Raw genomic sequence first — 22,414 nt, 5'->3', positions numbered from 1 at the left:
GCACGCCCTTTTTGTCCGCCTAATACGCTCTCAGGAATCTGCCAGGGAGGTTGACTATTGTCGATCACCGTTCCGCAGAAGACCGGCGATCGCGCGAAGGAGAAGGCATCGTGACGGGCACCGCCGCCCGGCCCCGGATCCGCCACAACGACTACTCGCCGCTGTCGCCGCCGGAGCCCGGTCACTGGACGCCGCGCCTGCCGGTGAGCGTGGTCATCCCGGCCCACGGCAACCAGCCGCTCGTCGACCTCACCCTGGCCGCCCTGTCTGCGCAGACCTATCCCGCCCACCTGACCGAGGTCGTCGTGGTCGACGACGGCAGCCTGCCACCGCTGCGGCTGCCGAAGATCAGGCCGGAGAACACCCGGGTCATCCGCTCGGGGCCCGGCGGGTGGGGGCCCGCCTTCGCGCTGAACGCCGGCATCGCGGCGACCGAGGGCACGGTCGTCCAGCGGCTCGACGCCGACATGGTCGTCTACCGCGACCATCTCGAACGCCTGCTGCGCTGGCACCACCTCACCGACTACCTGGTCACGATCGGCGCCAAGGTCTTCGTCGAGCCGCCCGCGCTCACCCCCGCGCAGATCGTCGACGCCGTGGCGAACGACCGGCTCAGCGACCTGATCGACCTGTCGGCGGCGACGCCGAGCAGCACCGAGCGCACCATCCTGCGGCTCGACGGCATGAAGAAGAGCCGCAACCCCTACCACGTGGTGACCGGCCCGACCCTGTCGCTCCACCGCGACCTGCTGGAGGCGGTCGGCGGGCTCGACGCCGAGGTGCACCGGGGCGAGGACACCGAGTTCGCCTACCGGCTGGCCCAGGGTGGCGCGGTGTTCGTGCCCGACCTGTCGGCGCGGGCCGTCCACATGGGGGTGCCGGCCCAGAAGCGGAACCGGACCGCCACCGTGAAGGCCGTGGAGCCCTATCACGCCCAGCGCATCCCGCTCCGGCGCGATCTGCGCAAACAGCGGGGGCGTACGTGGCACACGCCGTACATAGAGGTGGTGTTCGACGTGGCGAAGGCGAGCGAGCGGGAGGTGCGCGACGCGGTCGAGTCGGCGCTGACCGGGTCGATCACCGACGTGCGGGTGGTGCTCACCGCCCCGTGGTCGTCGGTCAAGAGGGGGCGCGGCGAGGCCATGGCGGGCCAGGAGTTCGAGCTGCGGCTGATCAGCGAGAGCATGCGCGGCGACCCCCGCGTCCACCTGGCCGACCGGGCCCCGGCGACGGCCTTCCCCGTCCCGTTCCGCTACCGCGGATCGGTGCACGCGCCGCTCGCCCCCGAGACCCTCGAACGTATGACACGCACGATGACCGACGGCCGGCTGGGCGTTCTGGTGACCGAATCGCCGGCCGGGACCGAGGCCGTCATGGAACGTACCGAAGCGGTTTCGCGCGCCTTGTTGCTGGCCGGTCCCGGCGAAACTCCACACGATGTCATCCGCCAGACACATGGAGTCAGACGGGCCGCCCCCGGGCTGTTCTGGCCGGGCCCCGATCCCGGTTCGGACAGGCCGGAGGAGAAGCGTCGAGGGCTAGGGTTGTTTCGCCGTTTGACGTCATGACATGTCGATTCGACGGCAAGATGTCGGTATTCCGGCCAACGAATCGTGAGAGATCTTCCAATAGAATCCCGATCCATTCCTTGTTGACACGGAGGCTGACAAAAGATGCCCACGCTCCGCCGTCTGGCGATGCTCGGCGCAGCAGCCGGAACGGTCGCGCTGGCCGCCCTCGCCGCCCTCGTCCTGATGGGCGTGCTCCCCGTGGTCGACGCCCTGATACTGGTGTTGTCGGGGGGAACCCTCGCCGCGCTCGCGCTGCTGCTGTTCAGCGTGCGGCGGCTCGACGGCAAGACCCAGCGCATCGACACCCGCGTGAAGAAGCTCGAGACCAACCTCGCCCGCGTCACCGAGACGCTGGGCACCGTCTCCGCCGAGCTGGCGGGCGCCTCCCGGCTGCTGGCCGAGGGCGCCGCCCGCCGCGACGACGACCTGCGCGCCGTGCTGGCCGCCCTGGGCGAAGACCGCGTCAACGCGATGTTCCTGCGCAACGAGGTCGAGGCCGAGATCAAGGAGATCCGCCGCATCACCGGGGCGCCGCCCCGGGTGCGGACCGATGTGGGCGAGCGTTGACGGCGCGGATCAGGCACAACGACTGGGGCTCCCTGCGCCCGGCGCCGCTGGGCGCCTGGACCCCGCGCCTGTCGGTCAGCGTGGTCGTCCCCGCCTACCAGTGCCAGGACGCGCTCGACCGCACCCTCGCCGCGCTCGCGGCGCAGAGCTACCCCGCCGACCTGACCGAGGTCGTCGTCGCCGACGACGGCAGCACGCCCGCGCTGCGGCTCCCGCCGCTGGCCCCCCACAACACCAGGATCGTCCGGGTGCCCGCCGGTTCGTGGGGGCGCGGCGCCGCCCGGCAGACCGGGGCCTCGGCCGCCTCCGGCGACGTGATCCACTGGCTCGACGCCGACATGCTGCTCGACCGCGAGCACGTCGAGGCCCACATGCGCTGGCACCACCTGGCCGAATACGTGGTCGTGCACGGCACGATCAGGTTCGTCTCGGCCGAGCAGCCCTCCCCCGGCCACGTCTACGCCGAGGTCTCGGCCGGACGGTCGGCCAACCTGTTCCCGGGGGCGGACGTCCACCCTCATGTGTGGCTGGAGAAGACGCTCGCCGAGACGCGGCACCTGCGCGACGCGCGGTCGAACCCGTCGCGGCTCCACTCGGGCGCGACCACGTCGGTGCGGGCCGCCATGCTGGCGCGGGCGGGCGGGGTCGACGTGACGATGAACATGGGCGAGGACACCGAGCTCGGCTATCGGCTGACCCAGGCGGGGGCCGTGTTCGTCCCCGACGCCGAAGCGCTGAGCTGGCACGTCGGCAAGTCGACCGTGATGGTGCGCGAGAAGGAGGTGCACCGGCACAACTGGACCCTGTTCGCCGACCGCATCCCGGATCTTCGCTGGTTGCGCACCCATCCTCGGCGGGTCTATTCGGTCCCGTACGTCGAGGTGGTCGTCGCCGCCACCACCTACGAGGAGACCAGGGGAACCGTCGACAGCGCCCTGGCCCAGACCGTCCACGACCTCTCGGTCACGATCGAGGGCCCCTGGCACGAGCTGCCCACCGGCCGCCGGGCCTCGCTCGACGAGCCGATGCTCGACCTGCGGCTGCTCGGCAACCTCTACGCCGGCGAACCCCGCGTCAACCGCGTGGTGCAGGCCCCCTACCGGCTGACCCTCCCGGCGGGCTGGTCGCTCGGCGCCGACAGCGTCGCCCGGCTGGTCAAGCTCGCCGAGACCCAGGGGTACGGCCTGCTCTGCGCCGCCCTCGCCGAGACGCCCGACGGCGTGGCGACGGCCCGGCTGGAGAAGACCGCCGCCTACAACCGGGCCCGGCTGTTCCCCGGGGAGGACCTCGACGACGTGGTCGACGAGCTGTTCGGCGCCCACTGGGTCGACGGGGCCGAGTTCGGAATCGTGCCGCCGGCGGCGGCCGAGCCGATCAAGGGCGACGCCCAGACCTGGCGGGCGCTGGCCGAGAAGCACAAGGCCGAGGCGCGCAAGCACCGGGCCGAGGCCGAGCGGTGGAAGGCGGAGGCCGAGAAGCTCGCCGCCCAGCCGCCGGCCAAGCGCCGATGGAGGGGCCGATGACGACGTACACGATCGGCTTCGAGGACGGCGGCGACGACCTCGACGGCGGGCTCCGCCTCGATCCCGAGGCCGAGGTCGCCGAGGTGACGGTGGTCGCCAAGACCCCCACCGACCTGCGCCGGGCGATGACCCTGCAGTCGACGCTGCCCAAGGCGTCGAAGGTGTCGGTGGTGATCGCGGAGGCCCCCTACTGGTTCACCGCGCCGAACCCGTCGCTCACCCCGGCCCACCGGTGGCGGGCGCTGACCGAGGTCCGCACGTTCAAGAAGGGGTCGGGCTGGCAGGTCGACGTCACCTTCAACGCCCCGACGCCTTCGGGCCGGGTGGTCACGGCGGTGGCCCGCGCGTTCTCCGGGAACCGGCTGGAGGCCATCGCCTCGCCGGTGCCGGTGGTGGCCGGTCCGGGCGCGGCCCACTGGCGGCCGGGCGACCCCAACGCGGCCGTCGCCGACCCGGCGGGCCCGATGCCGATCCGCATCGGGGCCCCCGCGGGCGATCTCGTGGTGCGCACCGACGTGTCGGTCCCCTGGGCGGGCGACGCCGTGCTCGCCGACCGGTCGGGCTCGCCGAGCTGGGAGGAGATCGGGCGTCCGGGCGGCGAGAAGCTGCTGGCCGCCGGGCTGACCGACCCCGCGCTGGTGCCCCCGGTCGACGACCGGTCGGTCAACCCGATCGGGTTCGTCAGCGTGCCGACCCAGGGGGTCGGCGAGCTCACCGTGGTCGACGACGCCTGGGTGATCCGGTACGACGGCGCGGTGCTCACCCGGATCGCCGCGTCGGGCGCGGTGACGGTCATGGACGTCAACCGGGTCCGCAAGCTGCGCGGCGTCACGATCGACTGGCGGCGCGGCCACACCGGCCCGCTGACCGCCGTGAGAGTGGTGGCCGGGCTGGCGGCGGCCGGGGTGCCGCTGGTGTGCGACCACGTCCCGGCCTGGGCCGGGGCGCTCGGCCCCGGGCTGGTCGCCCTGCTCGACGCGGCTCCCGCAAGCGTGCTCGACGACGACCTCACCCGCGAGGAGCACAGCATCCGGCTGCGGCGGCGCGCCCTGCGCGACCACGGGGTGAAGGAACGCTGGGCGCGAATGGGCGCGGTCGGGTCGTACCTGCCGACGACCTCGATCCTGCTGGCCACGCGGCGGCCCGACCAGGTCGCGTTCGCGCTCGAACAGGCCGGCCGGCAGCGCGAGGCCGACCTCGAAGTGGTGCTGGCGCTGCACGGCGTGCCCCGCGAGCACCCCGGGGTCGCGGCGGCGATCGAGAAGTTCGACCGGCCGCTGACCGTCTACCAGGCGCCGCACGCCCAGGTCTTCGGGTCGGTGCTGAACGCCGCCGCCGAACGGGCGTCGGGGTCGATGTTGCTGAAGATGGACGACGACGACTGGTACGGCCCCGACTTCCTGGCCGACCTGCTGCTCGCCCACTCCTACACCGGCGCCGACGTGCTGGGCACCTCGCCCGAGTTCGTCTACCTGGCGGCCATCGACGTCACCGTCCACCACCAGCAGATCACCGAACAGGTCACCAACTTCATCGCCGGCGGGACCATCCTGACCACCCGCTCGGCCTTCGACGCGGTGGGCGGCTTCCGTCCGCTGCCCCGCTCGGTCGACACCCAGTTCCAGCACGCGGTCCAGGTCGCCGGGGGCACCATCTACCGGGGTCACGGCCTGGGCTACATCCTGCGGCGCGGCAAGGCCGCCGAGCACACCTGGCGGGAGCCGATCGGCACCTTCCTCAAACGCAACAAGCGGCAGTGGCGCGGGTTCCGGCCCAACGCGCTGATGGAGCTCCCGGGAGGCAGGTCATGACGGCTCGCGTACCCCGCAACGACTACGGCGTGCTGGTGCCGCCGTGTCCCGGCTCCTGGCGGCCCGCCAAGACCGTGTCGGTCGTCATCCCCGCCCGCGACTGCCAGCGCAAACTCGACCTGACGCTGGCCGCGCTGGCCGAGCAGGACTACCCGGCCCACCTCGTGGAGGTGATCGTCGTCAACGACGGCGGGCCGCTCGCGGTGCCGCCGGGCGTACGCCTGGTGCCCAACGAGGGCTGGGGCATCGCGTGGGCGGTCAAGACCGGGTTCGGCCAGGCGACCGGCGAGGTCGTGCTGCGGCTCGACGCCGACGTGGTGCCCTCGCGCGGCCACGTGAGCGCCCACATGCGCTGGCACCACGCGGCCGACTACCTGGTGGTCCTGGGCGACCTGCGGTTCACCGCGTCCGAGACCGACCTGCCGTCGCCGGGGGCGCTCGGCGAGGCCGTGCGCGCGGGGCGCGAGGCCGCGCTGTTCGAGGAGTGCGAGGGCCACGCCTGGTGGCACAAGCTCATCGGCGAGCACGACGGCCTCCGGCGGGCCCCCAGCCCGGTCCTGCACCGGCTGCACGTCGGGGCGAGCGTCTCCCAGCACCACGACCTGTGGACGCAGGCCGGCGGCATCGACACCTCGCTCGTGCTGGCCGAGGACACCGACCTCGGCTACCGGCTCACCCAGGCGGGCGCGGTGTTCGTGCCCGAACTGGAGGCGCCGGCCTGGCACCTGGGCCGGTCGACCCTGATGCGGCGCCAGGCCGAGGTGAAGCGCTACAACGCGCCGTTCGTCGCCGACCGCATCCCCTACCGGCGTTTCCTGCGCACCGAGGGCGGCCGCCAGTGGCTGGTGCCCTACGTCGACGTGGTCGTCGACACCCGGGGCGCGAGCTACGAGAACGTACGCGGCGGCGCCGACGCGGCGCTGGTCAGCACGCTGCCCGACGTGCGGGTGAGCCTGGTGGGCGACTGGCCGGAACTGCACGACGGCCGCCGCTCGGCCTTCGACGACCCCCGCCTCGACGCCCGCCTGATCAAGGGCGGCTACCAGCACGACGGCCGCGTCCGCCTCGTCGAGGACGCCGGTCCGACGTCGGCCCCGGTCCCGTTCCGGCTGGTCTGCCCGCCCGGCTGGACGATCGCCGCCGAGACCCTGGCCACCCTCATCGAGAAGGCCGACAAGGCCGACCTGGGGCTGTTGCACATCGCGCTGACCGAGACCCACGAGGGCATCGTCACCGCCCGGCTCGAACGCACCGCCGCCATCGCCCGCGCCCTCCACGTGATCAAGGACGGCGAGGAGTTCGACGACGTCGTCCACGAGCTCTACGGCTCCGAATGGCTCGACGGCGAGGAACTCGGCTTCGCCCCGGTCGACCCCCGCGTCAAGCCGCCCATCGTGAGCCGGAACACCGAGGCCGCCCACTGGCGGGCGCTGGCCATCGACCGTAAGATCGCCGCCGGACGGCTGGAGAAGCAGGTCCACGCGCTCGAACGGCAGGTCGCGCTCCTGGAGAAGAAGGCCGCCAAGGGCAGCGCCGACACGGCGCGCTGGCAGGCGAAGGCGGAGAACTGGCGGGTGCAGACGGTGCGGTTGCAGCGGCGCGGTGAGCGCACGGTGTTCAAGCGGGCGTTGCGCAAGGCCCGGCGGCTGCTCGGCTGATGACCCTGACGGCGAGTCGCGGCCTCCCGGTGCGGGGGGCCGCTCGTGTTCACGGCCCGTGGGTCGGCCTGATCGTGGCGGTCGCGGCCGCCGGTTACACCCTGGTCGGCTACCTGGAGCTGCGCGGCATGCGCGCCGGGGTGCTCGACCTGGCCATCTTCGACCAGGGGGTGCGCAGCTACTCGGAGTTCCGGCTGCCCGAGTCGGTCACCAAGGAGTACCTCGACGGCTTCCACGACGAGGGGTTCTCGCTGCTGGGCGACCACTGGTCGCCGATCCTCGCCCTGCTCGCGCCGCTCTACTGGATCAACGACGGCCCGATGTCGCTGCTGTTCGCGCAGGGGGTGCTCTTCGCGCTGGCGGTGCCGCCGCTCTGGTTGTTCACCCGCCGCCGCCTCGGGCCCGCCGCGGCGTATCTGGTGTCGCTCGCGTACGTCGTCTGCTGGCCGGTCGCGCAGGCGGTCGAGTTCGACTTCCACGAGGTGGCGTTCGCGCCGCCGCTGATCGCCTGGATGGTCGAGCGGTACGACGCCGGGCGGATCCGCACCGCCGTGGTCATGGGCGGCCTGCTTTTGCTGACCAAGGAGGACATGGGCCTGGTCGTCGCGGGCTTCGGCCTCTACCTGGCGGCCAGAGGGCGGTTCCGGGCCGGGGCGCTGCTGGTCGGCGGCGGGGTCGCGGCCGTGCTGGTGGCGACCAAGGTGCTCATCCCGTTCTTCGGCGGGCGCGACGGCTTCTACTGGCGTTACGAGGACCTCGGCGACGGCCCGTTCTCCGCGCTCGCCCACGTGCTGACGCACCCGGTGCAGACGCTGGCCCTGCTCGGCAGCCCGCCCGACAAGCTGGTCACGATGGGCTGGCTGCTGCTGATGGTCTTGGGGGCGTGCCTGCTGTCGCCGCTGGCCCTGCTGTCGCTGCCGTTGCTCGCGGAGCGCATGTTGTCGTCGTATCCCCACTGGTGGGGGGTGCCGTTCCACTACAACGCGTTCCTGGCGATCCCGCTGTTCCTGGCCGCCGTCGACGGGATCGCCCGCTTCGGGCCCCGCACCCGGGTGACGTGGGCGGCCGGGGTGCTGGTGACCGGGCTGGTCACGGCGCCGATGTTCGCGTACGGGACGATCGTGAAGACCGAACTGGGCCCCGAGCCGGCCTATGTCGCGGTCGCCCGCCGCGCGGTCGCGGCGGTGCCGCCGGGACCGGCGGTCGCGGCGGCGCTGGGGGTGGGCGCGAGCCTGACGGCGCGCAACCCGGTGATCCTGTGGGAGCCGGAGCCCGGCTACGAGAACCCGCCGTGGATCGTGGCCTTCACCCGCTGGAAGACCACGCCGTTCGACAGCGTCGAACAGCAGGTGGCCGAGGTGGCGCGGCTGCGCGCCACCGGCTACGTGACGGTCTTCGACGAGGGCGGCTTCGTGGTGCTGCGCCGGCCCTAGAAGCAGGCCCTAGAACTCCTGCCAGGCCGACTCGGGGGGCACCGGGCGCGACCGGCCGCCGATCACGTCTTCGAGCGGGCGGACCGTCGTGCCGTGCTTCTTGCGGGAGTCGAGCCAGGTCAGGAACTCGTCGAGCAGCTTCTCGGTGGTCGAGTAGTCGCCGCAGACGCGCACGCACACCTTGTGGACCACGACGGGGAGCAGCCCGCCGCCGGCCCGTTCGGCCGCGGTGACCTGCTTCTTGAGGTCGTTCAGGGTGGTGTCGTGGTTGACCGAGCCGTAGGTGCGGACCGAGTAGAGCAGGGCCGGTCGCGTCGACTCGACGGGGGCGCTGCCGAGGGCCAGGCCGCCGACGGTGCGGGCGGCGTTGTAGCCGCAGAAGCGGGCGGCGGCCTGGGAGTCGCCGTTGTTCGCGCCGAAGGGGTAGGCGAACGTGGTGACCGGGATCTTCAGCTTGAGGAGGGCGGCGCGGTCGGCGCAGATGTCGACCCGCTGGTCGATGGCGGTCAGGTCGGTCAGCCGCACGTGGTGGAGGGTGTGCCCGCCGATCTTGTGGCCCTGCCGGGCGAGCGTGCGGACCTGGCCGACGCTCAGTTTTCCCTTGGTGTTCAGGTCGCCGCTGTTGATGTAGAACGTTCCGCGTACGCCGTGTGAATTCAGGATCTTCGCGGCGGTGAAGTGGGTGGCGTCGCCGTCGTCGAAACCGAGCGCGACCACCGTCTTGACCTTGGCTTTCGGGCGAGCGGCCTGCGCGGGCGTGGTGACCAGCAGCATCGGAAGGAGCGTTCCCAAAAGGACGCCCACTGCTCCTAACCGGAGCGAAGACCGCATGACCGACTCCTGTCTTCAAATGTGGAGGGGAAGGTGACCAGGCTAGCGGCTCCTGCCCCGGAAACCGGCTGCTAGACCCAATCGGTACACACGCATCACTTTCGGCCGAACAGCACCAGAACCAGACCCGGGGACCGGTCCGGCTCCCACGTCCGGACCGGTTCGAAGCCGAGCACCTTCAGCGACTTCAGCTTGGCCGGGGCGGCCCGGCCGAGGTCGTCGACGCCCAGCGCGGGGTTGCCGCGCCAGACCGCCCACACGCGGGTGGCCTGACTCAGCACGTGGTTGAGGTCGCCGCGTTCGACGAAGCCGAACGTGCCGGGGTAGTTCCCGGTGCCGCGCCGCAGCACGTCGGGCGGGAAGCCCTCCGGCGTGCGCCGGTAGTAGAGCACGCCCTCCCGCTGCGGGGCCGCGCCGTAGATCAGCACGTCGCCCGGCCGGTACTCGCGGGCGATGGTCTCGACGACGAGGGGATAGTTCTCCCGGCGGCCGTCCGGCGACCGGTTGAGGGTGAGCTCGGGCAGCGCGAGCACGCCCCCGAACAGCAGCAGCGCCAGCGCGGCCGGTGGCCTGACGCGGGCCAGGGCGAGGCCGGCCAGCAGGGCGAGGGCGGGGGCGGCGGCGAAGAAGTAACGGTCGACGTACAGGGGCATCGCCACCCGGGAGACCGCGAACAGCAGCAGCGGGGGCAGCAGCAGCCACGTCCAGAGCCCGGCGAGCCACGGTTTCGGCGCCGCCCCCGACCCGGCCACGGCCGCGCCGACCAGCAGCAGCGACAACGTGGCCGACCCGGTCAGCGCGCTGGGCAGGCCGGTGAGCGCCGTCCATTCGGGCCGTTCGATCCAGCTGACCGCCTCGCTCTGCATGACGCCCAGCACGGCCAGCCCCGCCCACGGCACCAGCCCGGCCGCGACGGCGGGCAGGAACCGCCGCAGCAGCCCGGTGCGCCAGGCCACCAGCAGGTGTGCCGGCAGCACCAGCACCGCCATCAGGTGGGTGCAGCCCAGGAAAAGCACGGTCAGCGTGTACGTCAGCCACGGCCGCCGCCCCCTCCCCTCGACCGCCCGGTGCAGGGCCCAGCAGGAGAGCACGGCCGCCAGGGCGGCGAAGGCGTAGGGGCGGGCGTTCTGCCCGTGGTAGGAGGCGAACGGCAGCAGCAGGAAGGCGGCCGCCGCCCAGATCCCGGCGGCCCGGGAGCCCAGGCGGCGGCCCAGGTCGGCCAGCAGCCCGGCGGTGGCCCCGACGGCGAGGGCGGCGGGCAGCCGCAACCACCACAGGGCGTCGCCGAACTCCGCCCAGACGTGCATGACCGCGTAGTAGGGCAGGAAGTGCGCGTCGACGTTCTGCGCCAGCTGCCACAGGCCGCCGAACGACCGGGTGATCGCGCTGTAGGTGGCCAGTTCGTCGTTCCAGAGCGAGGGCGTGGAGATGCCCGCGACCATCGCCGCCGTGCCTGCCGCGCCCGCCGCGAGCGGGATCGCGAGGTCGGTCCGGTTCATCGGGTGGGGCGGATCATGGCGATCCAGGTCGGATTGCCACCACTACTGGCCAGGACGTGCCGGTCCCATCCTTCTGCGCCGGTCGGCGGCGTCTTCTGGCTGAGGGTCGCGACGACGCCGGGGATGCCCTCGACCGCCTCGGCGACCGACTCCCCGCGTTTCACGATCCGCACGTCGCAGCCGGTCAGGAACTGGTGGGCCGGGTTGACCGAGACGCCCACGAGGGTGCAGGGCCGGGTCACCCCGGCGTCGATCATCTTCCGCACGAACGCGGCCTGGAACTGCCGCAGCGGGTAGTCCTGCCCCTTCACCCCGGTGAACGCCACGAACTGCACGACCAGGTAGGCGGCCAGCAGCACCGCGAACGGCGGCCGGAACCGCGCCGCCGTCGCCGCGGCCGGGATCATCAGCAGGGCGTAGGCGGGCAGCAGGAACCGGGGTGCGGCGTAGTCGACCAGGAACAGGTACGGCGCGGCCATCGCCAGCCCCGCCAGCAGCGGGACGGGGTGCCGTCTGGCCGAGACCAGCGCCAGCACCGGCAGGGCGAGCCACCAGATCAGCAGGTAGGGCCGGTCGAGCGGGATGTCGCACGGGCGGCAGAAGGCGGGCCCGTTGGCGGCCTTGAACTCGTACCAGAATCCGGGCGCGGGCGCGATGCCGCCCTGCACCTCCCCCGCCGCCGCCCACCGCTGGAGCAGCGACCCGAAGCTCGTGTACGCCTCCACCACCCACGGCACCGACCCGAGCGCCGCCGCGACGAGGATGGTCGCGGCGGCGGCCCACCTCCGCCAGAGCAGCGCGGCCGGCCCGGCGACCACCCCGAGCCACAACACGTCGCTCGGCCGCAACATCGCCACCCCGGCGAACCCGGCCGCGAGCCCGGCATAGGCCCACGCCGACTCCCGGACGATCAGCAACGACCCGATCGCCAGCACCGCGCCGTAGGCGACCCAGAGGTTGGGCATGACCTGGGGGCCGTACCAGACGGTCACCCACAAGGTGGCGAACAACCCGGCGGCCAGCACGAGCACGGGTGGCCTGAGCAGCTTCGTCCACGGCAGGAAGGCCAGGAACAGCCCCGCCGCCGCGAGGACCATCATCCACCAGCGGATCGCGGCCGGATCGGTGGTGACCTGGACGATCGGCGCGACCAGCCAGGTGACGCCCCTGGCGCGGGGGGCGGAGAAGACGGCGTCGGGCACCCCGGGGGCGACCTGGCTCGTGTAGACGGCCTCGTCCCATTCGAGCGTCATGTCCGCCGGGACCAGCAGGGCCTGCAGCACGAGATAACCCAGCGCAACCAGGCCGAGCAGGGGGACAGGTCGGGCAAGCACCGTCTTACCTTGGCGTAAGGCCAGCAAGAGGTGCAAATGACAGACTGTCCGGATGCGTCAGGCGAGCGCGGTGGTGACCTGCGGCGACCGAACCCACGGCCGGTACGGCCCGGCGGAGATGCCCTCCCCATGGTGGAACGACGTGGGACCGGTGACGACCTGGCTCTCGGAGGCGGTGGGCGCACCGGTCGTGGTCCTACGGCTGCTCGACGTCGAGGGCGGCGCGATGATGCGAGACGGCCACGCGACCTACCACGCGGAAGCCCTGGAAGAACCCCCGGCCTATCTTGCGCCGAACCTGCGGACAGACCTGCTGCCAAATCTGCGAGCCGGCCTTCCGCCGAATCTACAGGCGGGCTTTCCGGCCGATGAGCGGAGGGAAAAACCAGTTCCACCGGTGCCAGTGGGCCTTCCTGACGTCGGCACGCGCGAACACCCGTCGGGCCTTCCGGCCGAGCTCTGGGACGACGAGCCGCTCCGGGCATCGTGGGCGACCCGCGACGGGCTGCGCGCGGCCCTCGACTGGGCGCTGGGCATCACCGGGCCGAGTGAGATCCGGCAGGTCAAGACCTGGAATCTGGCCGGGCTCTTCCATCTGCCGGGCGCGAACGCCTGGTTGAAGACCACTCCCCCGTTCGCCGCCCCCGAGGCGTCGGTCATCGCCGCCCTGGCGGAGGTGGATCCGACGCTCGTCCCGAAGGTGCTGGGCGCCGATCCCGGTCGTGGCTGGACGTTGCTGGAGCACATCCCGGGCCAGGACTGCTGGAAAGCGGCCCCTGATCTGGTGACCGACACGGTCACAAGGTTCGCGCGGGCCCAGCGGGAGCTCGGCATCCGGATGTCTGGGGCGATCGGCGCAGAACCGGCCCTACCCGGGCTTATCGATCGGCGGAGCGTTCTCGCCGCCACCGGGCGGCTCCCCCGGGTCCCTGGGTCAGATGAGCTGCTCGAACGGGTTCCTGCCCTGGAGGAGGAGCTGGCGGCCTGCGGGGTTCCGTACACGCTGGTTCATGGGGATTTCCACCCCGGCAACTGGCGGGCGGCACCCACCGGGCCCGCCGTGGTGCTGGACTTCGCCGACGCGCACCTCGGTCATCCGGCCGCCGACGGCATCAGGCTGCGGGAGTGGACCGGCGACGCCGAAGCGTGGGTCGCGGCCTGGTCACTGCCGGGGGCCGACCCGCGCAGGGCGCTGGAGGTCGCCGCGCCGTTGGCGATGCTCGGGCAGGCCGTGCGGTACCAGGAGTTCCTGGACGGCATCGAGCCCTCCGAGCGCCGCTACCACGCCGGCGACCCCGAAGAGGCGCTGGTCGAGGCGGTCAGGGCGCTTCGTCGCCTTCGACCCGCATGACGCTGGCCACCGCGCGCACGATGTCGAGCTCGCGCAGGCCCTCGACCGTCGACGACAACGCCGCGTCGGAGGCCCGGTGGGTGACCAGGACCAGCTGGGCGTCGTCGCCGCGGCCCTCCTGGCGGACCGTCTGGATCGACACGTCGTGGCGGGAGAACATCTCGGCCACGGTCGCGAGCACGCCCGGCTTGTCGGCCACGTCGAGCGACACGTGGTAGCGCGTCACCGTCTCGCCCATGGGGTGGACCGAGAGGGAGGCGTACACGGACTCGGACGGGCCGCGGGTGCCGGCGATGCGGTTGCGCGCGACCGCGACGATGTCGCCCAGGACCGCGGAGGCGGTCGGCGCGCCACCGGCGCCGGCGCCGTAGAACATGAGGCGGCCCGCCGACTCGGCCTCGACGAACACGGCGTTGTAGGCCTCGCGCACCCCGGCCAGCGGGTGGGTGCGCGGGATCATCGCGGGATGCACCCGGACGCCGATCGTGCGGCCGTCGTCGGAGCGGGCGCAGATGGCCAGCAGCTTGATGACGTAGCCCATGGCCTTGGCCGAGGCGACGTCGGAGGCGGACACCTCGGTGATGCCCTCGCGGTGGACGTCGGCGGCGGTGACCCGGCTGTGGAAGGCGATGCCGGCCAGGATGGCGGCCTTGGCGGCGGCGTCGAAGCCCTCGATGTCGGCGGTCGGGTCGGCCTCGGCGTAGCCGAGCGACTGGGCCTCCTCCAGCGCGTCGGTGAACGAGGCGCCGGTGGAGTCCATCTTGTCGAGGATGTAGTTGGTCGTGCCGTTGACGATGCCGAGCACCCGGTGGACCCGGTCGCCGGCCAGCGACTCGCGCAGCGGGCGGATCAGCGGGATCGCCCCGGCGACGGCCGCCTCGAAGTAGAGGTCGGCCTTGTTGGCGGCGTGGAGGGTCGCGCCGTCTTCGGCGAGCAGGGCCTTGTTGGCCGAGACGATCGACTTGCCCTCGGCCATGGCGGCCAGGATCAGGCCGCGGGCGGGCTCGATGCCGCCGATCACCTCGACGACGACGTCGACGTCGGGGCGGGTGACCAGGGCGTGGGCGTCGGTGGTGAGCAACGCCGGGTCGAGCTCGACGTCGCGTTTGCGGCTCATCTTGCGGACGGCCACCCCGGCGAGCTCCAGCGGCGCGCCCACCCGGGCGGCCAGGTCGTCGGCCTGCTCCTGGAGCAGGCGGGCGACCTGGGAGCCGACGACGCCGCAGCCCAGGAGCGCCACTTTGACGGGTTTACTCACAACTGCCCCCTGAGCAAATCTTCTTCGGTCTCGCGCGCCACGATGACTCGTGCCTTGCCGCCGGCGACCGCGACGACCGCGGGCTTGGGCAGGTAGTTGTAGTTGCTGGCCAGCGACCGGCAGTAGGCGCCGGTCCCGGCCACCGCGATCAGGTCGCCGGGCACCAGGTCGGCGGGCAGGTAGAGGTCGCGGACCACGATGTCGCCGCTCTCGCAGTGCTTGCCGACCAGGCGCGACAACATCGGCGCGGCGGCGCTCTCGCGGGAGGCCAGGCGGGCGGTGTAGTCGGCGCCGTAGAGGGCGGTGCGGACGTTGTCGCTCATGCCGCCGTCGACCGAGACGTAGGTGCGCAGACCTTCGACGTCCTTGACCGTGCCGACCTCGTAGAGCGTCACCCCGGCGGTGCCGACGATCGAGCGGCCGGGCTCGACGGTGAGGCGCGGGACCGGCAGGCCCTTGCCCCGGCAGACGGTCGAGACGATCTCGCGCAGCGCGTCGGCGATGACCTTCATGTCGGGCGACTCGTCGCCGTCGACGTAGGGGATGCCGTAGCCGCCGCCGAGGTCGAGCTCGGGCAGCACGACGCCGTGCTCGTCGCGGATCTGCACCAGCAGGGTGGCCAGCCGCCGGGCGGCGACCTCGAAGCCGGCGGTGTCGGTGATCTGGGAGCCGATGTGGCTGTGGAGGCCGACGAGCTCCAGCGACGGCATCGCGAGGATGCGGCGGGCGGCCTCGGCGGCGGCGCCGCTGCTCAGCGACAGGCCGAACTTCTGGTCGTCGTGGGCGGTGGCGATGAACTCGTGGGTGTGGGCCTCGACGCCGACCGTGACGCGGATGAGGACCTTGGGCCGCGCGCCGTGCTTCTCGGCCAGGTAGCCGAGGCGGGCGATCTCCTCGAAGGAGTCGACGACGACGTGGCCGACCCCGACCGTGACGGCCTTCTCGAGCTCGGCGATCGACTTGTTGTTGCCGTGCATGGTGATCCGGTCGGGCGGGAAGCCGACGCTCAGCGCGACGGCGAGCTCACCGGCGCTGCACACGTCGAGGCCGAGGCCCTCCTGCATGATCCACCGGGCGACCTCGCGGCACAGGAACGCCTTGCCGGCGTAGTGGACGTCGCCGTCGTGGAAGGCCTGCCGGAAGTCGACGGCGTGGGCGCGGAAGTCGTGCTCGTCGAGGACGTAGAGCGGTGTTCCGAACTCTTTGGCCAGGTCACGGACGTCGAGCCCGCCGATCGTGAGCGATCCCGCAATCCGTTCGGACGTTCGCGGCCAGATGACCGGGTCGATGGAGTTCAGGTCGGCGGGCGCATGGGGAGGACGGTCCTCCGGGAGCACCTCGGCATGCCGGTCACCGGCGGGATGGGCGAATCGACTCACCCGAAGCAGGCTATCCGACTCGGGGTGTCTCCCGAGACAGGTGCTCACGTAGCGAGACGTGACGAAAAGTGGAAATACGGTCGTCTGAGCCCATCATGTCCGGAAGATCTCCTAGATCCTCTCGGACAGCCGCTCCGCGCTGATCGCCGCGAGCACCGCCGCGACCGCGTCGCCCGTCGCCACCCGCGCCGCCGACGCTCCCGTGACCGGCGCGTCCCCCCTTGGCAGGGGGTTCGCGGCCTCGAACGCGTCGTGATAGCGCTCGGCGAGGTGCTCGGCGAAGGTCCTCCACTTTCCTTTACGGCTCCGCGAACGACTGGGCAGTTCCGCGAGCAGCCGCACCACGGCCCGCCACTCGACCGGCAGCGACTCCCAGTCGGGCTCGGCGGCCTGCGCCCACCGATGGGCCCAGCGGGCGCGGGCATACGCGTAGCGGACCACGAAGCCGGGGTTGGCCCAGGTGCGGGGGAAGTCGGGCCAGGTCTCGGCGGCCAGATTTTCCGGAACCTTGGCGAGTTGGTCCCAGGGATACTCCCCGATGACCAGCTCGCCCCGGACGAGATAGGTCGCCTGGCCCGCCCAGTCGCCGACCGGGATCATCCGGGCACCCGGCCGACCACGCGGGCGTACATCCGGGTCGGCGCCACCGCGGCCGTCAGGAAGCCCGGCAGGGCCGGCAGGTCGACGGCGTAGCGCTGGAGGTCGGTGTAGAGCGCGTCGGCGGTCTGCGGGCGCTGCGCGGGCGACTTCTCCAGCAGCGCCCCGACCAGGTCGGCCAGCCCGGCCGGGATGTCGCGCACCCTCGGCGGGCGCTCCTTGACCTGGCGTTCGTAGACGGCGTAGTCGGTCGGGCCGGTGAAGAGCTGGCGGCCGGTGAGCATCTCGTGCAGCACGCAGCCCAGGGCGTAGAGGTCGCTGCGCGGGTCGGCCAGGCCGCGCTTGATCTGCTCGGGGGCCATGTAGGCGGGGGTGCCGAGGATCTGGCCGGTCCGGGTGAACTGCCCGGCGTCGGCCTCGCGCAGGATGGCCAGGCCGAAGTCGAGCACCTTGACCGTGCCGTCGGGGCAGAGCATCAGGTTGGTCGGCTTGAGGTCGCGGTGGCAGATCGACAACGCGTGGGCGGCCGACAACACGGCGCACGCCTGGGCGGCGATGGCGGCGGCCCACGGGACGGGCAGCGGCCCGTGCTCGCTGACCACGTCGGCCACGGTGACGCCCTCGATGAACTGCATCACCTGGAAGAGCCGCTGCTCGTGGGTGCCGAAGTCGTAGAGGACGGGCGCGCCGGGATGGTCGAGCCGGGCCAGGATGCGGGCCTCGCGGATGAACCGGCGCTCCAGCTCCCGGTCGGGGCCGCCGGGGGGACGGAGGAACTTGACCGCCACCTTGCGGTCGAGATGTCTGTCGTGGCCGCCGTACACGGCGCCCATCCCGCCCTGGCCGAGCGGGAGGTCGTCCAGTTCATAGCGGTCACCGATGACCATGCCGCAACTTTATTGCAGATGTCCGCCCCGTCGGTCCCTTCGGCATGCCGCGCCTGTTCTATCGCAGATGTCCGGCCGCCAGACCGTCCAAGGCGAGGCGGATCAGTTCCTGGCCTCTTCTCCCGGCCTCGTTCAGGGCGGTGTCGAGGTCGGCGAGGCGGCGGAAGGACCGGCCGTATTCGTGCTGTTCGGCCAGGGGCAGCCGGGGGACCTTGGTGCGGCGGGCGTCGAGGCGGCTGGCGCCCCGGGACACGCTCGAACCGGCGCGCAGGAATCCGGCCAGGAAGTCGGCGTCCAGGCGGGCGGGGTCGACCCGGTAGAGGGTGAGCTGGGGCCCGAGGGCCCAGCCGGGCTCCTCGACGACGCGGACCGCGCCGGTCGGGGTGGCGACCACGTCGCCGGGCTCGATCATGACCAGGCCGGGGCCGGGTTCGGTCCAGCCGGTCGGGGGGCCGCCGGCGACAAGGTCGTCGGCGGTCAGCACGGGCTGCTCGCCCGACCCGAGGCGGGCCGCGGAGTGGTGGATCGCCACCGAACCTCCCCTGGCCAGCTCGGCGATGGTCGTCATGGGCGGCTCGCGCGGCGGGTCGACCGGGTCGAGGGCGGGCAGCGTGCCGGTCAGGGCGTCGAGGGCGGAGGTGAAGCGGGCGCGGGCGCCCGCGTAGTCGGGCGGCCCGGCGGCGGCGCCGAAGCGCAGCGGGCTGACGTCGACCTCGTCGTCGAGCAGGTCGAGCACGCTGGTGCCGCCCCGGCCGGTCCGCTGGAACTCGCGCCAGGCCGGTTCGACCGACCCGAGGTCGCCGGCGGCGTCGAAGAGCAGCACCCGCGACGGCGCGCGCTCCCCCGGCTCGGGGCGGCGCAGCAGCCAGACGTCGCTGGTCCCGGCCGCGATCACGGCCCGCAGCGCGCCCGCCCGCAGCAGGTTCGACCGGATGCGGCGGCCCGGACGGCGCGCGGCGGCGGCCGGGGGCATCAGGACGGTGACGGTCCCGCCGGGACGCACCCGCGACAGGCAGTGCTGCACCCAGGCCAGCTCGGACTCGCCGCGCGGCGGCAGGCCGAACTCCCAGCGGGGGTCGGCGGTGAGCTCCTCGTAGCCCCAGGTGCGCTCGTTGAAGGGCGGGTCGCAGACGACCGCGTCGGCCCCGCCGGGCAGCCGGTCGGCGCGCAGCGAGTCGCCGGTCGCGACGGTGGCGGCGACGCCGCGCATCCGCAGCCGGGTGGCGGCGATGCGGGCGGCGGAGCCCGAGACGTCCTGGCCACGGGCGGCCTTGGCGGTGAGCAGCAGGGTGCCCAGGCCGCAGGCGGGGTCGAGCAGCACCCCGCCGCCCGACAGGCGCACCATCAGGTCGGCCAGCTCGGGCGGGGTGATCGCGAGCTGGCGGGAGTGGGCCTCGACGTAGCGCTCGCAGAGGAACTCGAAGGCCTCCAGCCGCCCGCGTTCCTCGGCCAGCCCGGCGACCAGCTGGGTGACCTCGCGGGGCAACGCCGAGGGGCGCCCTTCGAGGAAATCGCCCGCGGCCGCCACCAGCTCCCCTAGCCTCAGGTCATCGCCGCTGGCCCGGAGGCGCTGCCAGGCCAGATCGGCGGCCGACAACGAGAACGGCTTGCCGTTGCGGCGCAGCCATTCTTCGACCTCGGTGAGCGAGAACAGCGGGCTGGCGGCGGTTCCGCCGACCGGCTGGGGGAAGTCGTCGTGACGGCGACGCCAGTTGGACACCGCGGCCCGGCCGACGTCGGCGAGGCGAGCGATGTCACCGGCGTTCACGTAAGTCACGTGGTTACTCTACACGAAGCGTCCACTTGTGAAGTGCTTCAACCAATGTTTTACTGTGGACATGAACCACAGCACGCTGGGCCTCCGGTACGCCGCCCGATCCGACGTCGGCCAGCGCCGCCCGGAGAACGAGGACGCCGCCTACGCCAGTCCTCGGCTGCTCGTCGTCGCCGACGGCATGGGCGGCCACAACTACGGCCAGGTGGCCAGCGCGACCGCGATCCGCGTGCTGTCCGGCGCACATCTGGAGGGCGACCCCGTGGTCGCGCTCGAAGGCGCCATCCAGCAGGCGGCGCAGACCCTGAAGGGCATGGCCGACGCCAACCCGGCGCTCAACGGCATGGGCACCACCCTGACCGCGATGTTGTGGGACGGCAGCGGCTTCGCCCTGGCCCACGTGGGCGACTCGCGCGGCTACATGCTGCGCGACGGCGTGCTCTACCAGATCACCCACGACCACACGCTGGTGCAGTCGCTCGTCGACGACGGCCGGATGACCCCCGAGCAGGCGGCCGAGCACCCGCGCCGGTCGATGCTGATGAGGGCGCTCGAAAGCACCGGCAACGTGAGCCCCGACGTGTCGCACCGGGCCGCCTTCGCGGGCGACCGCTACCTGCTGTGCTCCGACGGCCTGGCGGGCGTGGTGTCGCCCGAGACGCTGCACGAGTTGCTCACCTCCGTCGCCGACCTCGACCAGCTGGTCACGACCCTCGTCGACCTGGCCAACCGGGGCGGCGGCCCCGACAACATCACGTGTGTCGTGGCCGACGTCGTGGCGGGCTGGAGCGGCGACGGACAACCCATCATGGTCGGGTCGGCCTCCGCCGATCAAGACGGCCGGCTAGATCAGGGCGAGGGGACCGGCGGGGACGTACCCCTCCAGACGAGCTGAGCCGAACAGGCGGCCCTCCGCGCGGGCGCGCACGCACACGTAGGAGAAGCGGTCGCCCGAGTAGACCCGGATCCCGCCGGAGCGGCACTGCCGCATCAGCGTCTCGTCCCACTCCTCGCTGAGGTCGGCGATGCCCAGGTCGACCAGCACCGACCGGCGGGCCACGACGGTGCCGCCGCCGAGTTCGGGCAGGAAGCGGTATTCGGCGTCGGGCTGGCGCAGCAGGGTCGCCCCGGCCGCGTGGGCGTAGAACGCGGCCTTGCCGACGATCTCGGTCTCGACCTCGGCGAACCGGCGCAGCGAGTCGGCCAGGTAGTGCTCCCCGTAGAGGTCGCGCGGGTCGACGATCGCCACGTAGTCGCCGTCGGCCAGCAGCAGCGCGTGGGCCAGCGCGGCCCCCCGCGTCGACAACGACGCCGACCGCACCACGAGCTCGGGCAGCACGCCCTTGTTGTAACCCTCCTCGCGAGCCTCGACGGCCTGCCGCGCGGTCTTCTCGACCACCCCCGCGTCGACGCCCTCGGCCACCACGACCAGCTGGTCGGGCCGCCGGCGCTGCCCCACGATCTGGGTGATCGCCTGGTCGAGCTCCATCTGGTCGCGTACGGCCACCAGCGCCGTCACCACCTGGGTGTTGCGCACGTCGGGCAGCCCGACGGCGGAGAACACCGGCTCCAGGCGCGCGGTGACCGGGACGGTCGCCCGCCAGGCCAGGTGGGCGCGGCGGTCGCGCTCCTGCGGGTCGGCGGCCAGTTCGGCCGCGCCGGTGGCGACGACCGGGGTGCCGCACGCCTCGATCTCGGCGATCTCGCGGTCGTTCGCGTCGGGCCCCGCGACGACCACCTCGACCCTGCGCACGGCGGTCAGGAAGTCGTCGTAGCCGGTCTTGTCGTCGCCCTGGGCCGGCAGCGGGTCGCCGCCCTCGGCGGTGCCGAGCGTGGCCACGCCCGCCGTCCGGCCGCCCTCGGCGCGGAAGGTGTTGTGCACCCGGGGCTGCACGCTGTGCGGCAGCACCTCGACGCGGTCGTGCCGCAGGGCCGCCCGCCACTCGCGGGCCCGCTGCTCGGTGGTGGCCAGCACCAGGTCGAACAGCTCGGCGACCGGCACCGCCTTGCCGAGCGAGCCGCCCGAGTGCCAGAAGACGGTCTTGATCCCGCGCTTCTTGCACGCCTCCACCAGGTCGCGCAGCGCCCGGTCCTTGCCCGCCATCGAGTCGAGCCAGCGACCGCCGTTGCCCTGGCGCGGCCCGGCGTGCACCGATTCGACGAACAACATCGAGGGCCGGTAGGAGTCGAGCATCTTCGGCCAGTCGTCCGGGCCGAAGTTGGTGACCTGCCGCCATTCGTAGCGGAGCAGGGCCTCGGTGCGCCGGTCGACGATCGCCGCGACGGTCATGTACGGCCGGGTCAGCGGCCCCTTCGGCACCGCGAAGTACTCGGTGAGCGGCGTGGAGAACAGCGGCGCGCGGGGGTCGGGCTCGACCGGCGGGGCCTTCTCGGCGGCCGGCTTCTCCGGGGCGGCGGGCTTCTCGACCGGGAAGTCGGTGCGCTTGGGGGCCTTGCCCGCGTTCGGGGAGGAGGCCCGCACCGCGCGAGCCACCGAACCGGGCTTCTTCGCCTGGACGGCCTCCCCTATCTTGATCCACCGGTTGCCCTGGAGCTTGGCCAGTTTCCACTCGGCCACCGCGGTCTGGTACCTCTGCTCGGCCAGTTGCTTGGCGAGCTGGGTGATCTGGCGGTCGGCCTGCTTCTCGGCCGCTCTGCGGGCCGTCTCGGCGTCGCGGGCCCGGGTGAGGGCCTCGGCCTCGGTGCGGGCGGCCTCGTCCAGCCGGGCCTGGTAGTCGGCGAGCAGGCGGGCCAGTTCGGCGGCGCCCTCGGCCTTCTCCACGGCCTGTGCCAGCGCCCGCCGCAGGCTCTCCAGCTCACTCATAAACGCCCACTCCTCCAGGTAACGGCGACAGTCACCATATTCTCAGATCATGGTCTACCTGCATGGAAACCGTCATTAAGGCACCAAGAGTCCACCTGACGTCCGTAAACTCGTCGG

General features: G+C 72.6%; 17 protein-coding genes. 8 read left to right on the top strand and 9 right to left on the bottom strand.

Annotated elements, in window-relative coordinates; genetic code table 11:
* Positions 1-110 precede the first annotated feature (110 nt).
* From AW274_RS29675 to AW274_RS29650, 6 genes are all read left to right on the top strand, one after another.
* Positions 111-1,568, top strand: coding sequence for a glycosyltransferase family 2 protein (locus AW274_RS29675; RefSeq protein ID WP_062438872.1), 1,458 nt, complete (start codon positions 111-113; stop codon positions 1,566-1,568).
* 105 nt (positions 1,569-1,673) lie between these two features.
* The gene (locus AW274_RS29670) at positions 1,674-2,138 is read left to right on the top strand and encodes a hypothetical protein (RefSeq protein WP_062438870.1); all 465 of its coding nucleotides are present in this window, start codon (positions 1,674-1,676) and stop codon (positions 2,136-2,138) included.
* Entirely contained in the window at positions 2,135-3,661 is a 1,527-nt protein-coding gene (locus AW274_RS29665) for a glycosyltransferase family 2 protein (protein WP_062438866.1), read from the top strand. Before AW274_RS29670 ends, AW274_RS29665 begins: the two co-directional genes overlap by 4 nt.
* Entirely contained in the window at positions 3,658-5,472 is a 1,815-nt protein-coding gene (locus AW274_RS29660; RefSeq protein ID WP_062438863.1) for a glycosyltransferase family 2 protein, read from the top strand. The genes AW274_RS29665 and AW274_RS29660 overlap by 4 nt, the downstream gene beginning before the upstream one ends.
* A complete protein-coding gene (locus AW274_RS29655; protein ID WP_062438859.1) occupies positions 5,469-7,130 on the top strand; it encodes a glycosyltransferase family 2 protein in 1,662 nt (553 codons plus the stop codon). The genes AW274_RS29660 and AW274_RS29655 overlap by 4 nt, the downstream gene beginning before the upstream one ends.
* Positions 7,130-8,563 (top strand): DUF2079 domain-containing protein, encoded by a 1,434-nt coding sequence (locus tag AW274_RS29650; RefSeq protein WP_083975011.1) that lies wholly within the window; start codon positions 7,130-7,132, stop codon positions 8,561-8,563. Before AW274_RS29655 ends, AW274_RS29650 begins: the two co-directional genes overlap by 1 nt.
* A gap of 9 nt (positions 8,564-8,572) precedes the next feature.
* Here AW274_RS29650 and AW274_RS29645 read toward each other — a convergent pair whose 3' ends face one another.
* From AW274_RS29645 to AW274_RS29635, 3 genes are all read right to left on the bottom strand, one after another.
* Positions 8,573-9,337 carry a polysaccharide deacetylase family protein gene (locus AW274_RS29645; protein WP_062438851.1) on the bottom strand — a complete coding sequence of 255 codons (765 nt, stop codon included), beginning with the start codon at positions 9,335-9,337 and terminating at the stop codon, positions 8,573-8,575.
* A gap of 152 nt (positions 9,338-9,489) precedes the next feature.
* Entirely contained in the window at positions 9,490-10,893 is a 1,404-nt protein-coding gene (locus tag AW274_RS29640; protein WP_062438848.1) for a glycosyltransferase family 39 protein, read from the bottom strand.
* Complete coding sequence (locus AW274_RS29635) at positions 10,890-12,227, bottom strand: glycosyltransferase family protein (RefSeq protein ID WP_157520793.1); 1,338 nt, start codon at positions 12,225-12,227, stop codon at positions 10,890-10,892. The genes AW274_RS29640 and AW274_RS29635 overlap by 4 nt, the downstream gene beginning before the upstream one ends.
* 52 nt (positions 12,228-12,279) lie before the next feature.
* Here AW274_RS29635 and AW274_RS29630 point away from each other — a divergent pair, with 52 nt between their 5' ends.
* On the top strand, positions 12,280-13,578 hold the full coding sequence (locus AW274_RS29630; RefSeq protein WP_062438841.1) for an aminoglycoside phosphotransferase family protein: 1,299 nt from the start codon (positions 12,280-12,282) through the stop codon (positions 13,576-13,578).
* Here the strand turns inward: AW274_RS29630 and AW274_RS29625 are convergent.
* The 5 genes from AW274_RS29625 to AW274_RS29605 form a co-directional block, all read right to left on the bottom strand.
* Positions 13,547-14,836 (bottom strand): homoserine dehydrogenase, encoded by a 1,290-nt coding sequence (locus AW274_RS29625; RefSeq protein WP_062438837.1) that lies wholly within the window; start codon positions 14,834-14,836, stop codon positions 13,547-13,549. The genes AW274_RS29630 and AW274_RS29625 overlap by 32 nt on opposite strands.
* Positions 14,833-16,215, bottom strand: a complete 1,383-nt coding sequence (gene lysA / locus AW274_RS29620; RefSeq protein ID WP_062438833.1) for a diaminopimelate decarboxylase — start codon at positions 16,213-16,215, stop codon at positions 14,833-14,835. Before lysA ends, AW274_RS29625 begins: the two co-directional genes overlap by 4 nt.
* A 111-nt stretch (positions 16,216-16,326) precedes the next feature.
* Complete coding sequence (locus tag AW274_RS29615; RefSeq protein WP_062438829.1) at positions 16,327-16,815, bottom strand: hypothetical protein; 489 nt, start codon at positions 16,813-16,815, stop codon at positions 16,327-16,329.
* A complete protein-coding gene (locus AW274_RS29610) occupies positions 16,812-17,699 on the bottom strand; it encodes a serine/threonine-protein kinase (RefSeq protein WP_062438826.1) in 888 nt (295 codons plus the stop codon). The genes AW274_RS29615 and AW274_RS29610 overlap by 4 nt, the downstream gene beginning before the upstream one ends.
* Positions 17,700-17,757: 58 nt before the next feature.
* The gene (locus AW274_RS29605) at positions 17,758-19,476 is read right to left on the bottom strand and encodes an HsdM family class I SAM-dependent methyltransferase (protein ID WP_062438821.1); all 1,719 of its coding nucleotides are present in this window, start codon (positions 19,474-19,476) and stop codon (positions 17,758-17,760) included.
* 61 nt (positions 19,477-19,537) lie between these two features.
* Between AW274_RS29605 and AW274_RS29600 the strand changes: the two genes are divergently transcribed.
* Positions 19,538-20,368 (top strand): PP2C family protein-serine/threonine phosphatase, encoded by an 831-nt coding sequence (locus AW274_RS29600; protein ID WP_083975061.1) that lies wholly within the window; start codon positions 19,538-19,540, stop codon positions 20,366-20,368.
* Here the strand turns inward: AW274_RS29600 and AW274_RS29595 are convergent.
* Positions 20,318-22,297 carry a hypothetical protein gene (locus tag AW274_RS29595; RefSeq protein ID WP_062438817.1) on the bottom strand — a complete coding sequence of 660 codons (1,980 nt, stop codon included), beginning with the start codon at positions 22,295-22,297 and terminating at the stop codon, positions 20,318-20,320. The genes AW274_RS29600 and AW274_RS29595 overlap by 51 nt on opposite strands.
* Between the last annotated feature and the right edge of the window lie 117 nt (positions 22,298-22,414).

The sequence above is a fragment of the Herbidospora daliensis genome, from assembly GCF_001570585.1.
GTDB classification, from domain to species: Bacteria; Actinomycetota; Actinomycetes; order Streptosporangiales; family Streptosporangiaceae; genus Herbidospora; species Herbidospora daliensis.
This window is presented reverse-complemented; position numbering and strand designations above follow the sequence as displayed.

Bases quoted from the DNA above. Each gene is read 5' to 3' on its own strand.
- AW274_RS29670 (WP_062438870.1), top strand. From the start codon at position 1,674: ATGCCCACGCTCCGCCGTCTGGCGATGCTCGGCGCAGCAGCCGGAACG.
- AW274_RS29660 (WP_062438863.1), top strand. From the start codon at position 3,658: ATGACGACGTACACGATCGGCTTCGAGGACGGCGGCGACGACCTCGAC.
- AW274_RS29655 (WP_062438859.1), top strand. From the start codon at position 5,469: ATGACGGCTCGCGTACCCCGCAACGACTACGGCGTGCTGGTGCCGCCG.
- AW274_RS29650 (WP_083975011.1), top strand. From the start codon at position 7,130: ATGACCCTGACGGCGAGTCGCGGCCTCCCGGTGCGGGGGGCCGCTCGT.
- AW274_RS29645 (WP_062438851.1), bottom strand. From the start codon at position 9,337: ATGCTGCTGGTCACCACGCCCGCGCAGGCCGCTCGCCCGAAAGCCAAG.
- AW274_RS29640 (WP_062438848.1), bottom strand. From the start codon at position 10,893: ATGAACCGGACCGACCTCGCGATCCCGCTCGCGGCGGGCGCGGCAGGC.
- AW274_RS29630 (WP_062438841.1), top strand. From the start codon at position 12,280: ATGCGTCAGGCGAGCGCGGTGGTGACCTGCGGCGACCGAACCCACGGC.
- AW274_RS29615 (WP_062438829.1), bottom strand. From the start codon at position 16,815: ATGATCCCGGTCGGCGACTGGGCGGGCCAGGCGACCTATCTCGTCCGG.
- AW274_RS29610 (WP_062438826.1), bottom strand. From the start codon at position 17,699: ATGGTCATCGGTGACCGCTATGAACTGGACGACCTCCCGCTCGGCCAG.
- AW274_RS29600 (WP_083975061.1), top strand. From the start codon at position 19,538: ATGAACCACAGCACGCTGGGCCTCCGGTACGCCGCCCGATCCGACGTC.
- AW274_RS29595 (WP_062438817.1), bottom strand. From the start codon at position 22,297: ATGAGTGAGCTGGAGAGCCTGCGGCGGGCGCTGGCACAGGCCGTGGAG.